At 46.5% G+C, this 13,129-nt stretch carries 16 protein-coding genes and 1 pseudogene; 9 read left to right on the top strand and 8 right to left on the bottom strand.

The window, feature by feature from the left end:
• From HUG20_RS01170 to HUG20_RS01150, 5 genes are read left to right on the top strand one after another with little or no spacing between them, the layout of a single operon-like run.
• Positions 1-234: a hypothetical protein gene (locus HUG20_RS01170; RefSeq protein ID WP_200090600.1), complete on the top strand. Its 234-nt coding sequence runs from the start codon at positions 1-3 to the stop codon at positions 232-234.
• Positions 197-310: a hypothetical protein gene (locus HUG20_RS19860; protein WP_200087078.1), complete on the top strand. Its 114-nt coding sequence runs from the start codon at positions 197-199 to the stop codon at positions 308-310. The genes HUG20_RS01170 and HUG20_RS19860 overlap by 38 nt, the downstream gene beginning before the upstream one ends.
• A gap of 37 nt (positions 311-347) precedes the next feature.
• Positions 348-503 (top strand): hypothetical protein, encoded by a 156-nt coding sequence (locus HUG20_RS01160; protein WP_200087076.1) that lies wholly within the window; start codon positions 348-350, stop codon positions 501-503.
• 32 nt (positions 504-535) lie between these two features.
• A complete protein-coding gene (gene spx / locus HUG20_RS01155) occupies positions 536-943 on the top strand; it encodes a transcriptional regulator Spx (RefSeq protein ID WP_200087074.1) in 408 nt (135 codons plus the stop codon).
• A gap of 44 nt (positions 944-987) precedes the next feature.
• The gene (locus HUG20_RS01150; protein ID WP_200087072.1) at positions 988-1,698 is read left to right on the top strand and encodes an MOSC domain-containing protein; all 711 of its coding nucleotides are present in this window, start codon (positions 988-990) and stop codon (positions 1,696-1,698) included.
• Between the two features lie 147 nt (positions 1,699-1,845).
• Here the strand turns inward: HUG20_RS01150 and HUG20_RS01145 are convergent, their stop codons facing one another.
• The 5 genes from HUG20_RS01145 to kynU form a co-directional block, all read right to left on the bottom strand.
• Entirely contained in the window at positions 1,846-2,763 is a 918-nt protein-coding gene (locus HUG20_RS01145) for a hypothetical protein (RefSeq protein WP_200087069.1), read from the bottom strand.
• The gene (locus HUG20_RS01140; protein ID WP_200087067.1) at positions 2,720-4,168 is read right to left on the bottom strand and encodes an MDR family MFS transporter; all 1,449 of its coding nucleotides are present in this window, start codon (positions 4,166-4,168) and stop codon (positions 2,720-2,722) included. Before HUG20_RS01140 ends, HUG20_RS01145 begins: the two co-directional genes overlap by 44 nt.
• Before the next feature lie 97 nt (positions 4,169-4,265).
• The gene (kynA, locus tag HUG20_RS01135) at positions 4,266-5,096 is read right to left on the bottom strand and encodes a tryptophan 2,3-dioxygenase (protein ID WP_200090334.1); all 831 of its coding nucleotides are present in this window, start codon (positions 5,094-5,096) and stop codon (positions 4,266-4,268) included.
• On the bottom strand, positions 5,077-5,751 hold the full coding sequence (kynB, locus tag HUG20_RS01130; protein ID WP_246476484.1) for an arylformamidase: 675 nt from the start codon (positions 5,749-5,751) through the stop codon (positions 5,077-5,079). Before kynB ends, kynA begins: the two co-directional genes overlap by 20 nt.
• A gap of 1 nt (position 5,752) precedes the next feature.
• Positions 5,753-7,024 (bottom strand): kynureninase, encoded by a 1,272-nt coding sequence (gene kynU / locus HUG20_RS01125; RefSeq protein ID WP_200087057.1) that lies wholly within the window; start codon positions 7,022-7,024, stop codon positions 5,753-5,755.
• 110 nt (positions 7,025-7,134) lie between these two features.
• Between kynU and HUG20_RS01120 the strand changes: the two genes are divergently transcribed.
• Positions 7,135-7,284: a hypothetical protein gene (locus HUG20_RS01120; RefSeq protein WP_200087055.1), complete on the top strand. Its 150-nt coding sequence runs from the start codon at positions 7,135-7,137 to the stop codon at positions 7,282-7,284.
• 376 nt (positions 7,285-7,660) lie between these two features.
• A complete protein-coding gene (locus tag HUG20_RS01115) occupies positions 7,661-8,182 on the top strand; it encodes a hypothetical protein (RefSeq protein WP_200087053.1) in 522 nt (173 codons plus the stop codon).
• A gap of 211 nt (positions 8,183-8,393) precedes the next feature.
• Here HUG20_RS01115 and HUG20_RS01110 read toward each other — a convergent pair whose 3' ends face one another.
• Together HUG20_RS01110 and eutB are read right to left on the bottom strand one after the other, a co-directional pair.
• A complete protein-coding gene (locus HUG20_RS01110; RefSeq protein ID WP_246476483.1) occupies positions 8,394-9,233 on the bottom strand; it encodes a YihY/virulence factor BrkB family protein in 840 nt (279 codons plus the stop codon).
• A gap of 379 nt (positions 9,234-9,612) precedes the next feature.
• A pseudogene (gene eutB, locus HUG20_RS01105) lies at positions 9,613-10,571 on the bottom strand (hydroxyectoine utilization dehydratase EutB).
• A 104-nt stretch (positions 10,572-10,675) separates the two neighbouring features.
• Here eutB and HUG20_RS01100 point away from each other — a divergent pair.
• A complete protein-coding gene (locus HUG20_RS01100) occupies positions 10,676-11,626 on the top strand; it encodes a cyclodeaminase (RefSeq protein ID WP_200087051.1) in 951 nt (316 codons plus the stop codon).
• Here the strand turns inward: HUG20_RS01100 and HUG20_RS01095 are convergent.
• Positions 11,623-12,012, bottom strand: coding sequence for a hypothetical protein (locus HUG20_RS01095; RefSeq protein WP_200087049.1), 390 nt, complete (start codon positions 12,010-12,012; stop codon positions 11,623-11,625). The genes HUG20_RS01100 and HUG20_RS01095 overlap by 4 nt on opposite strands.
• A gap of 151 nt (positions 12,013-12,163) precedes the next feature.
• Here HUG20_RS01095 and HUG20_RS01090 point away from each other — a divergent pair, with 151 nt between their 5' ends.
• Positions 12,164-13,090: a sugar kinase gene (locus HUG20_RS01090; protein WP_246476482.1), complete on the top strand. Its 927-nt coding sequence runs from the start codon at positions 12,164-12,166 to the stop codon at positions 13,088-13,090.
• The last annotated feature ends 39 nt before the right edge of the window (positions 13,091-13,129 follow it).

Raw genomic sequence — 13,129 nt, 5'->3', positions numbered from 1 at the left:
ATGTCTATCCAGTGTTATTTACAGGAATGGAAAAACTTTTTACTGGTGTACAAGTTTGCGATTGAAGAAATCAATTCCAAATTAACGTTTTTAAGTGAGGAATTTCATCACACGCACGAGCATAACCCGATTGAACATTTGAAAACGCGGGTGAAAGATCCCAAAAGCATTGCTGCTAAATTGGAGCGAAAAGGCTATGAAAGCTCGACGGCGCATGCTCAAGAATATTCATGATATCGCCGGCATTCGGATTACATGCCCGTTTGTCTCTGATATCTATACACTATATGAATTGCTGAAGCCCTATTGAGCATACGGACCCGAAAGTGAACAAGGAGGATAAGCAGATGGAGATCGCCCTAACGATATTGTTCATCTTTGTAGGTTTTGCTATTTATTTTTTCAATAAACGTGAATGGCCCAAAATGCTTTACTGCATCATCATCTCCGCAATGGTATTTACGATGAGCCTGCCCATGGTTGGAACATTTGAAGTGATTTGAGAATGAAACAAATGAGAAGGGAGAAGATTTCATTGGTTATTTTACTGACATCAACGGGATCCACTTCATGCCGATTAGCGAGAAGATGGTTGGAAGAACATCACATCCCTTTTACAGAGCGAGATATCTTTGCGGAACCCCTTTCCGTTGAAGAGGTGAAGGCTATTATGTGTATGACGGAAAATGGGACGGATGAGCTTATATCCAAACGTTCCAAGGCGTTTCAGAAATTAAACGTTGACGTTGATGAATTGTCTTTGCAGCATTTGTTTAAACTGGTCAGCCAACATCCGGGGCTACTGCGAAAACCGATCATTTTTGATCATAAACGTCTTCAAGTCGGGTATCAGGAAGAGGACATGCGCCGATTCTTATCAAGACAAATTCGGTCCTATCGCTTACAGGAAGCGCGAAAAAAGGAATTCTTCATCAATGAATGATCGAATACCAGCCGGTAAAATTTTCAAAAAATGTGGGTGAGACAATGACAACAGCCTATGTACGGCAATTATTTACCGGAAAAGTAAAGCAAGCGGGAGATCCAAATGCCACATCGCCAATGGATAAGCCGTGGGAAAGCGGTATTTTCAAAACGGTAACAAAGGAGCAGACTTGGGCGAGCGAAACCGGGCTTATCGGGGATGAAGTCGCCGATAAAAAAACTCATGGCGGACCGGAAAAAGCCATTTTTTCCTATCCAATCAAGCATTACGATTATTGGAAAAAAGATCTGGGGACGGACGCCATTGATGTCGGCGGCATGGGAGAGAATTTGGCTGTCCTTGATATAGATGAATCATCCGTCTGTATCGGGGATACGTACAGATTTGGCGATGCATTGCTTCAAGTGTCCCAACCAAGGCGCCCTTGCTGGAAGCCGGCAAGAAGATTTCAAACGATGGATCTTGCGTTAAGAATTCAAAATAGCGGCAGAACCGGATGGTATTTCCGAGTTTTACAGGAGGGCTACGTACGAGCAGGCGTCCATTTGGAATTGATCGAACGGCCATATCCGGAATGGACAATACAGGCATGCAATAACGTGATGTATATTGATAAAGATAATCTGCAACTGGTCGAGAAACTGGCATCATGCGAACTTTTGGCGACAAATTGGAAGCGTACGTTAAATAAGCGTATCCTCGGTCAATCTTCTTCCTCAGAAAAACGGGTATATGGACCGAATAAACACTAACTTTTGCTTTTGAAAAAACACCAATGGTTCTTCACTACAAGCATGCCCCGAACACACACCCTTTTAACGTAAAAAGAGAGGCTCCTCGGCGCCACTATGTCTAGGCATTAGAAAAGAACGCGAAGGTTATAGGCAAAGCGTATAACCTCAACGCTCTTCAGCGGGGTTGTCGATTTGATCGACATTATCAACGAAATAAACAAGGGATTTTAGCATGTCGAAATAAGATGCAAAGTCATTCCTTGGATCTCTGTAGTCGCTATGAATTTCCAATTGCATCGCTTCGGTCTGGTAGTGATGCCAACTCTGATAAGTGACTGTTCCTTCCCCGCTTGCAGGATAATTCTCATTGCGATAGACATCTTGGATCCCATTGTTTTCAAGGATGTATTTGAGAAGATCCGCCCGTTCATCACTGATGGTCTCTCCATGATCCGTTCCTATTTCCAAGTCAAAATCCCAACTTCCTCCTGCCCCATGTAAATCGATGACGAGATCTACCTCGTATTCCTCAATGATTTCTCCGATTTTTTCTTTATAAAAACCACCCAAAACATGATTCGCATCCTCCCCCTCATGGACATTGTATATGACATGGGCTCCCGTGAATGCTTGAATCAATAGCGCGATGGATCCGGTATAAATTTCTGCGTCAAGAACTGCATCTTCACGTATATGTGTTGTTGTGTGCGGAGCAGATACTAACACATTGCTGTCACCTGAACCTTGCACAAATTCCGTCTGACTGTCTGCATGAATATCACCGGCATAATCATTTTGCGAAAAGCGTTCTTCATAATCGAAAACTTTTTCCTCAAGGTCCCCGTTTTCGTATGCTTCTTGTATTTCATTCTTCCCGGAAACGTCAAACGTTTCTTCGTCAAACGATTCATTCCCACATCCAACCATCAGACATATAACCACCAATGTAAGTAAATATTTGATATGGATCCGTCCTTTTAAAGGCATCGCTCCTCTGGTGAACGTTTTTCCGATGCCCGGAGTGCACTCAGCTATCCCTTTAAGCCGTTTCCCGGCGCCTTTTATCCCCCATGTACTCCTCATCCCATTCTTCATCTGTCGGAGGGTACGTTTTTTTCAATTGAAAAGCGAGCAGTAACGCGATGGCGGTTAAAAGACCCATCAAACCAAAGGAAACGATCGCGCCGAAGATTTCCGGATGAGCAATATTTGGGCTTCCGTCACTCACCTGCGCGGATGTTGTCATTGTCGTCACTAGCACAGCCGTTCCAATGGAGGCGGCCATTTGTCGCACCGTATTGGTTACCGCCGCTCCATGCGGGATCAATTTTGGCGGCATTGTATTCAGCCCGGCAGTATTTACCGGCATCATTACCATAGAAAAACCGAACATTCGAATCGCAAACATCACTGCTATAAACATAAGTGAGGTGGTTGTATCAACGAAAAGAAACGCAAATGTCGAGATTGTCATCAATATAAGGCCTGGTATCGCGAGTGCCTTCGCACCGATCCGATCGAAAATGCGGCCTGTGATCGGAGCCAACAATCCGGCAAGCAAAGCACCGGGCAATAATACGAGCCCCGCTTCCATGGCTGTAAACCCACGCATGTTTTGCAAGTATAAAGGGATGATGGTCTCCAAACCAATCAGTCCCAAAAAACCAATCGCGCATATGATCGTCGAAAGGGTGAAGATGCGCTGCTTAAAAACACGCATTTCCAGCATCGGATGCCCCATACGAAGCTGTCGAAGTATAAAAATTACGATGGTCACGGTTCCAACCGCCAAAACAGTAAGTGTAATCGGGCTGCCCCATCCGTAGTTCCCGGCACTCGTAAAACCGTACAACAATCCGCCGAAACCGAAGGTCGACAAAATGATGGATCGTGGATCAACGCTCGGATTTTTACGATCGGTCACATTCCTCATGATAAAATAGGCCACAATCATCATAATAACAGCTAGTGGTAAAATACCCCAAAATAAAAAACGCCACTCAAAATTAGACGTGACCCAACCGGAGATTGTTGGGCCGATTGCAGGCGCAAACGAAATGACGAGGCCGATATAGCCCATGGCCGTTCCGCGCCGTTCCACCGGAAATATGAGGAGGAAAACCGTTTGCATGAGCGGGAGCATAACACCTGCCCCGGCGGATTGAATAATGCGCGCCGTCAGCAAAGAAGGAAAATTGGTCGCCACCCCGCCGAGCAATGTCCCAAGCGTGAAAACAGCCATTGCCGTCAAAAAAAGTTGCCGTGTCGTAAATTTTTCAATCAAAAACGCGGAAACCGGGATCATAATTCCATTGACGAGCATAAACACGGTAGTTAACCATTGGGCCGTATTCGCGGTAATATTCATTTCTTCCATGATCGGAGGGATAGCCGTAATCATTAACGTCTGGTTCAATACAGCGATAAAAGAACCGGCAATTAAGAGCCCTGCGATCAATACTCTATTATAATTTTCATGTTCATTCATATGGGCCACCACAATTTTTCAGAGACTAAAAGGCAATTATACGCATCTATTGGAAAATCGGCAATTAAGATGAATCAGCATCCTTAAGCCCCATGTTTCAAATCTTTGTTCGCACGTTCCATAGTTCGGGAAAAAATTGATGGTTGAGCACGTGTTTAAGATAACCGACCCCGGAAGATCCGCCTGTGCCGGTTTTATTTCCAATAATACGCTCCACCGTTTTCATATGCCGAAAGCGCCATTGCTGCAATTGGTCTTCCACATCGACTAACTTTTCTGCCAATTCATACAGACGCCAATAATTCTCTACGTCACGATAAACGTCAAGCCAAGCTTTTTCCACGGATGGATCAGCCTCATACGTTTCAGACATATCCCGGTTTAATATGGCCGGATTGATGTCAAATCCTGCTTTTGCCAATGCTTGAATCGATACATCATACAATCCCGGTTTGTGCAGTGCTTCGTTTAATTGCTGATGTAAAGCGGGGTCTTTTTCATAAATCTCCAGCACATGGCGGGTCTTGTATCCGAGGGCAAACTCGATCATTCGGTACTGGTACGACTGAAAACCGGAAGCCTTTCCGAGATGCTCACGGAATTCCATATATTCCGAAGGGGTTAATGTGGAAAGAACATCCCAAGCCCGTACCATTTGGGATTCGATGGATGATACACGAGCCAACATTTTAAAGCTTGCCGATAGTTCTTCATTTTTAATTGCCTCTATGGAAGCATGAAGCTCATGCAAGATTAATTTCATCCAAAGTTCTTGGACTTGGTGAATCAAAATAAACAACATTTCATCATGATGTCCCGATAATCGATGTTGGCTCGATAAGAGCCGTTCGAGATCTAAATAATCGCCGTAAGTCATCCGCTCCCGAAAATCAAGGTGAATATCGCCATTACGATTCTTTTCCGACATCATGCTCTTCCTTCCCATATAATGGTCTTATTGCCGCCCGCACCGGGCTCCCATCTGCATCTGCCAAAGGCAATGGCAAAGCGACGAATTCATAGTCTCCGGGGGCTAACCCATCGAGCATCACATTTTCCAAAATGTGAATCCCATGATCAGAAAACGCGTGATGAGCCGGCAATGCTTTGCTGTCCAACGGATCGACCGAGGGGACGTCTACGCCGATTAAACGAACACCTTTTTCTTTTAAAAAAGGGACAATGGTTGCATCGATAGCTGGAATACGCTCCGGAAACCGTTCCCGATCATTCGGGAGCGACGTTCGCAATAGTACACGCGGAGGGAGCGCATCTGTATCCGCCGCTGCAAATGCTTGTGCGTCAATACGTTTTGTGCAATGCGTGACATCAATTAAGCGAGCCTTGCCTATGAACACATTGATATCCAAGTCAAGGATGCCGCTGCCTTCGTTATCAAAATGAAACGGAGCATCGACATGCGTGCCGGTATGTAAACTCATCGCTATTTTCCCGATATTCACCGATCCACTCATCTCTTTCGTTACCGCTCGTTCATAAGAAAACGGAGTGTCGTTCGGCCAAGTGGCAATTTTCTGATCCAATGGTTGGGAGATATCAATCCACGTTGCTTCATTACCCAATTTATGCCACCACCCCTCGTTTATTTTCATACTTCTTGAACGTTTCCTTTTCCATGATCATTTGTAAGCGATCGATCACGCGCCAAACCTCCGTAAACGTATTATAAAACGGAACGGGGGCCAAGCGGATGCCTTTGGGAGCACGAAAATCCGGAATAATCCCTTCTGCCTTTAATGCTTTGCAAATCCGTGCCGCCTCACGATGTTCAAGATACACATGCCCGCCGCGCTGTTCATCTGCCCGAGGATTGGCAATCGAAAACCCCATTCCTTCCAGTTTGCTTTCCGTCAATTCCATCATGTAGCGAGTGAGCGCAAGGGATTTTTTTCGCAGTTGTTCCAGTCCCGCTTCCTTAAACAATTCCAATGAACCGATTAATGGGGCGGCACTCAATATATGCGGCGTTCCCAATTGGTATGCTCCGGCATCATCCGCTGGTGTCATGGCATGTTCCATATCAAATTGTTTGTCTTTTCGCGAACCGAACCAACCGGTCAAACCGGGCGTTTGAGCCATGTGCTTCTGATGGACAAACAATCCTCCTACTGCGCCCGGACCGGCATTCAAATATTTATAATTGCACCATACAGCGAAATCGACGCCCCAATCATGTAAATGATGGGGGAATACACCGATCGAGTGGCACAAGTCAAATCCAATCGCGATGTTTCGATCGTGGGCTGCTTCGGTCAGACGTTGCATCGATAGAATCTGCCCGCTTCGGTATAAAACCGATGGCAAAACAATCAACGCAACGTCCTCGGTCATCTTTTCAATCATATCTTCCTCGTGTAACGTTGTCCCGTTCCGGCTATTCACGAAGACAAGGTGTTCCTCCGGATCGTACCCTTTGAGCTTTAACTGGCTTTGCAACGCATAAATATCAGTGGGAAACGCTAATTCGTCCGCTAAAATTTTCGTTTTCGACCCTTTCGGCTGATAAAACGTGGAAACGAGTTGGTGAAGATTCACCGTCGTAGAACCAGTGGCAACCACTTCGTCCGCCCGGGCTCCAATGAGCGGAGCTGTTTTCGCTCCCAACCTTTCCGATAAATAAAACCAAGGCTCTTCCCCTTCGGTCCATCCGTCAATTCCATATTGTTTCCAACTTTCCAATGCATCCAGCGCTGTTTTCTCCGCTCGCTTGGATAATATACCCAATGAATTTCCGTCAAAATAAATTTTTTCATTATCAATATAAAATTCATCACGGAATCCGCTCAACGCATCGCATTGATCGTATTCCTGCGCTTTTGCATAGGATTTATCCATCAAGGCATCTCCTCCTTGTATCCATCATAACATGAAGGGTGCATTTTTATGTTTACAACAATCAATCCCGGACATAATAAGGGCATGTATGGAAGAAAGGAGTGACACGATTGATCGTCTTTACAGCCGCTAAAGAACTGTTGGAAAAAGACCTTATCGAACAGGAAAAAATCGATCAGGAGCAGGAACAACGACAACAAGAACAAGAGAATGCTCAACAAACGAACCAGTCAACCTCGGAGCCAAAAGGCGAAGGTTAAAAGATGTTCGAAAAGGTGGGAAGCTTCGAGGATTCGGAGCTTCTTTTCGGCAGGTAAGATTTATTGCCTGCATAGCGTCCCGTCCCCGAAAATGTGAGAAAGACGAAAAAGAAGGACGCTAGATGCCTCCTGCGTCCCTGTAAATAAGAGAAAGTGAAAAATGAAGGACGCTAGGCGACTCCTGCGTCCCTGTAAATGAGTAAAAGCGAAAATAAAGGGACGCAAGACATCTCCTGCGTCCCTGTATAAGTGCAACTAAGGTTTTTGCCATAAAAGCTCGGCGAAAAACCAAGTTTCCCAAAAAAGGAAGCGTTCGAATTAAACTTGGACAATGCGCATAACAATGGGTATACTTATGTCTATAGGGGGGCTTGCCATGGGAGTGTTTTCCTTTTTTAAAACAAAATCGGCCGATAACAAGCTTTCTTCTCCCGAAGATCCGGAAAAAACATCAACATGGGCCGAGGCAATACATATCGAAGACCCTTTTGAAAAAGAAAAAATGTTATCCCACGCCGAAACAAATGCGGAAAACGTTATCGAGATGCATTTTATTTACAATCAGTTCATCCATTTGTATTACAGACAAAGGAATAAATGGGCGCACGCTCCGCGGCTTTGCAAAGAATATTGTGGCAGGGATATTGAAATCTTCCCTGAATTTATCGAAAAGTACATCGAAGAAAACCTTAATGGGGATCGTGATCCTGAAAAACTTCCACTCATGCCATCCTTTAAAAGGTTAATCATTATCCATGAAACAAATGGCGATCTTCAAAAAGCGATCAATACATGCAAATTGGCCGTCAGTCATCAATTACGAGACGGCTCGGAAGAAGGATTCGAAGGCAAGTTACAAAGGTTGGAGGACCAAGCCGAACCGGAGAGCGCTACGTAAGACAATTATTTCATTCGGCTGATGGCTCTGATCCGGTTGACCGGCCGCCTCTTGCACGCAATCGTCCCGGGTCACCCCTGTTGGTGGCAGGGACCCTGCTCATGCAGGTATATGCAACTCCGTTGTTAAAATGGAGTCGCAGAACTGCAGAATGAACTGGTGACACAGGAATGAGCAGTCTCTTTTATACCTTCCTCGCGCGCAACAAAACTTACGATTGTTTCCACTTATAGAGCACCGCATTGAGTTGGCCGCCGACAATGAGAATGATGCCCGTTAAATAAAACCAGATCATGAGCACGATGATGCCTCCGATCGCGCCATACGTCGCTTCATAATTCCCGAAGTTGGAAACGTAATAAGAAAAACCAACGGAAATTAACTGCCAGACGACGGTTGCAAACAATGCACCCCAAAATACTTCTCGCAGCTTAAAAGCGGCATTAGGTGCAGCAAGATACAACACCATAAGGACGAATACCATAATGCCGATAGCGACAACCCACCTTAAAACTTGGTAGAGCAATGCCATGTGATCGGCAAGAGGAATGAATGACTGAATGAAATCCATCATTGCCTGTCCAAATACGGGCAAAAACAAAGTAATAGCGACAACAAAAACCATGGAAAAGGTTAAGGTCATCGACAAAAGCCTCACGGTCAGAAAAGACCTCGTTTCTTCGACTTCATAGGCACGATTCGTCGCGCGAATAAAGGCATTAATGCCTCCGGATGCCGTCCAAAGCGTACCGATAAGACCGACGGAAAGCAACCCGCCTCTCGTATCGCTTAAAAGGGAGGAAACATTATTGGCAATGAGTTCCCCGGTTTCCCCGGGAGCATACGTCTGAATAAAATCAACCACCTGACTCACCGGCAATGAAAAGTAAGGAAGCAATGTCAGGATAAATAATAACAACGGAAACAACGACAATAAAAAATAATACGCCAATTGCGCGGCAAGCCCCGTCGTCTCATCGTTCATAAATTTTTTCACAAGCATCATTATGAATGCTTTCGGTTTTTGGATAGAAAATGTGCGAACCCTCATGTTTTTCATCCCTACTAACGTTGATTTTCAGATTTTTAGTAGCATAATTTCAGCGAATCATGTATAATACTGTATAGGGGAAGGGGATAGATCCCCTTCTAATGGATTGGCGATTGATTCAATCTTTGAACCAATCGGCGCATCGTAAGGCAAGCCGCCTCAAGGCTTGTCTTACTTTTTTTCTGTCCCATAATGCTTGTGCCAGCAAGTACAGAAGCAGAAAAACTAACGCCTCAACCAATATCCTCACCCCCTTTCTGTCGGGAGTGGCAGCCTGCCCTATACAGCGTTGGCTACGTCCTCATTATACTACATATAAATGGTTTGGATAGTGAGATTTTATATTTTCTTGGTTTCCTACGTTCGCGGCTAATAATCCTCATCCCCCTAAATAAGGCCCTACGATCTCTTGATGGCTTTTCACATCAATCCCCGCGCCGGTCACGACGATGGCCGTTGGCCCTTTCGGTCGGATAGTGCCATTCAATAAGGCACCGACGCCAACCGCTGCCGCGCCTTCGACGACGAGTTGATGGTGCTCGAACAGAAACGCCATCCCTTTCGCGATGTCGCTTTCCGCCAACCGCGTGCGCGTGTCTACGTATTTTTGGATCGCGGAGAACGTGTATTGATTATCGAGCCCGATACCTCCGAGCAAACTATCGGCATAGGTGGAATGTTCGGGAATCTCGATCGGATTTCCGGCTTTAATGCTTTCATCCATGGCTGCGCCCTTTTCAACGCTGATGCCTGCAATCTGTATCGCCGGATCGGTATGTTTTAGGGCCATGCCTATCCCTGCCAATAGCCCGCCCCCGATAAGCCTGCCACGACGGTTTCCAGTTCGGGGAGGTCTTCCAATAGTTCAAGCGCGATCGTCCCTTGCCCGGCAATGACCTCAGGATGATCGAAAGGCGGCACAATCGTCAATCCTTTCGCACGGCTTTGTTTTTGACAAGCCGCTCCCGCTTCATCCTGACTTTTTCCGATGACGACGAGTTCTGCGCCACTGCCTCGCAATGCTTCTTTTTTTGCTTCCGTGACCGATTCCGACACAAAAATCGTCGCGCGTATGTTCATCTGCTTCGCCGCATAAGCAACCGCCAGCCCGTGGTTACCGGTGGAAAACGCGCTTACGCCTCGTTTTTTTTCCTCCTCATTTAGAGCAGATAAAAAATTAAACGCTCCCCTAAGCTTAAACGAACGGGTCGGTTGCATCGTTTCCAGCTTTAAATAGACCGGAACGCCGCTTTTTTCCGAGAGTACGGGACTCGCGATCAACGGCGTTTTATCTACATGTTCGCGCAATCGCTTTCGCGCCTTCCAAACAGAACGCATCATGGACCCCCTTTTTTTCATATATATACATGACTCTACCCGTAAAATGCGGATTAATGAACCTCAAAAAAGGAAATAGAATTAAAAAAGGAGTGTGATGGGTTTTGGATATCCATAAAGAAGAAACAATCCGCCGGCATGTATCACTTTCCAAAGACGCGTTATCGAAAATTGAAAACGCTTTTCGGCGTCTTCACGAAGGAGGCGTCTCGCAACCGCCCGTTATCCATGTCAACATCCCGGAACACAACGGAGAAGCCGATATCAAAACCGCCTATATTCCCGGTTTTGATACATTCGCGATTAAAGTGTCCGCCGGTTTTTTTGAAAATCCGCAAAAAGGACTGCCCAGCCTCGGCGGCCTCATGCTAGCCATGGATTCGGAAACTGGGATCCCGAAGGCGTTGCTTCAAGATAACGGCTACTTGACTGATGTACGAACTGCACTCGCCGGAGCCATAGCCGCAGATCAACTTGCCGTACAGGATATTTCAAGCGTTGGCGTGATCGGCACGGGGCTGCAGGCACGGTTGCAAGTCGAAGCGTTGCAACTCGTTCGTTCTTTTCATGAAGTACACGTCTATGGACGCACAGCCGAAAATGTAAAAAAATACCAAAAGGAAATGGAAGAAAAGCACGGCCTTACGGTTCGATTGGCAGAAAACCCCGAAGAAGTCGTGCGCGGCAATGACCTTGTGGTCACGACGACGCCTGCCAAAGAACCGTTAATAAAACCGGAATGGCTTCACGATGGCTTGCATATCACCGCCATGGGATCCGACGCTGAACAAAAGCAAGAATTGGACCCGGCGATTTTTTCAAAAGCGGATCTCGTAGTCGGCGATCTTACCTCACAAGTGTTTGCAATCGGAGAGCTTCAACATGCGAAAACCATCATAAAAGAAGACGATGTGACGGAGCTCGGAAAAATCTTAAGCGGTGATGCGACCGGTCGCACGAAAGATCAACAAGTGACCGTGGCGGATTTAACCGGCACAGGCGTGCAAGACACAGCTATTGCCAACTATGCTTTGGCACAGCTGAAAGATGCTTAATTGACAACCTTCTGTTTAAGAACGATAAAGAAAAATAAAACGTAACTGGCGATTAAAACGGTTCCGCCACCAATATAAATAATCAATGTTACGACATACGGCAAAGCTTCCAGCGCTCCCGCAAGGTGAATCCACATGCCGATCACCAGAAAGACCGTTCCAATGATCGCTGTCCATGTCTGGGCGCTAGCCAACTTTCTCGATACAGAAAAAAGTTGGTAATAGATGCCCCAACTGAAAAGCGATAACCAGCCGACGACGAGGGCGTGGGCGTGCACGGGTCGTAATGCCGGCGACCCGGCACCTGCCATATGTCCGCCTAACCCCACTCCAATCAATCCGAAGATGGCAGCGAACACCAGCAAACGTTTCGTATATCGGTTCATGCGTATCTCTCCTCTCTCTGTCAAAATCCTATCATAGCGAAAGCCATTGGTCACGACCAACAGATGCATGACTTCGACAGTCTTACGAACACATGGGCATTATTTTATGATAAGATAAAGTGATAAAACCTACATAACACAGGAGGACAACATGGAGACGGAAGTCATTACGCTCGGAGAAACCATGGTTGTATTGGAAGCGACCGATACAGGGCCGATGAAATATGCGAATTATTTTCAAAAACGCTTCGGCGGAGCGGAGTCTAATTTCGCGATCGGGATGACGAAATTGGGACACGCTGTGACTTGGGTCAGTAAAATCGGCGAAGACGAACTTGGCGAATACTTACTGCACGCCATCCGCGGCGAAGGAGTAGACACTTCCTTTGTGACGACCGATGCGGAAGCGCCGACAGGGTTGTATTTTAAAGAAAAAAGACGGCCGAATCAAAACCACGTTCATTATTATCGCGCAGGTTCAGCGGCGAGCAAATTATCGCCGGACGATCTTCACGAAGCTGTGTTTTCGGAAGGAAAGATCCTACATATCACCGGTATTACGCCGTTCCTGAGTGAGACATGCGACGAAACGGTGGAGCGCGCCATTGATCGTGCACATGAACACGGACTGATGGTTTCTTTTGACCCGAATTTGCGTTTTAAAATCATGCAATGGTATGGAGAGGAGCAAGCAAAAGAACGAATCCGGTCACTCGCGGCCAAATCCGACCTCTTTTTACCCGGTCTAGATGAAGCGGAATGGATGTACGGCACCCGCGATGAGCAAACAATCGCAGCACGGGCGTGGAAAGACGGGGCTAAAGACATCGTTATCAAAAACGGCGCCAGCCACTCATACTATGCTGACCGATATCGAAAAGAAGGGAGCGTTTCCAGCTACAAGGTGGAGGAAGTGGTTGATCCGATCGGTGCCGGCGACGGTTTTGCCGCAGGGGTGATCGCCGGTTTGCTGGAAGGCGAATCCCTTGAAGAAGCGGTTCGATTGGGATCAGCCGTCGGCGCGCTCGTCGTCAGTTCCCCGGGGACATTGAAGGATTGCCGACGCGCGCGGAAGTAGAAGCATTTACAGGCAAAACAACGACCGATGTAAGTCGCT

The sequence above is a fragment of the Salicibibacter cibi genome, assembly GCF_016495865.1.
GTDB lineage: Bacteria > Bacillota > Bacilli > Bacillales > Marinococcaceae > Salicibibacter > Salicibibacter cibi.
The sequence above is the reverse complement of the archived record's forward strand: the minus strand, read 5'-3'. Positions and strand labels throughout refer to the sequence as shown.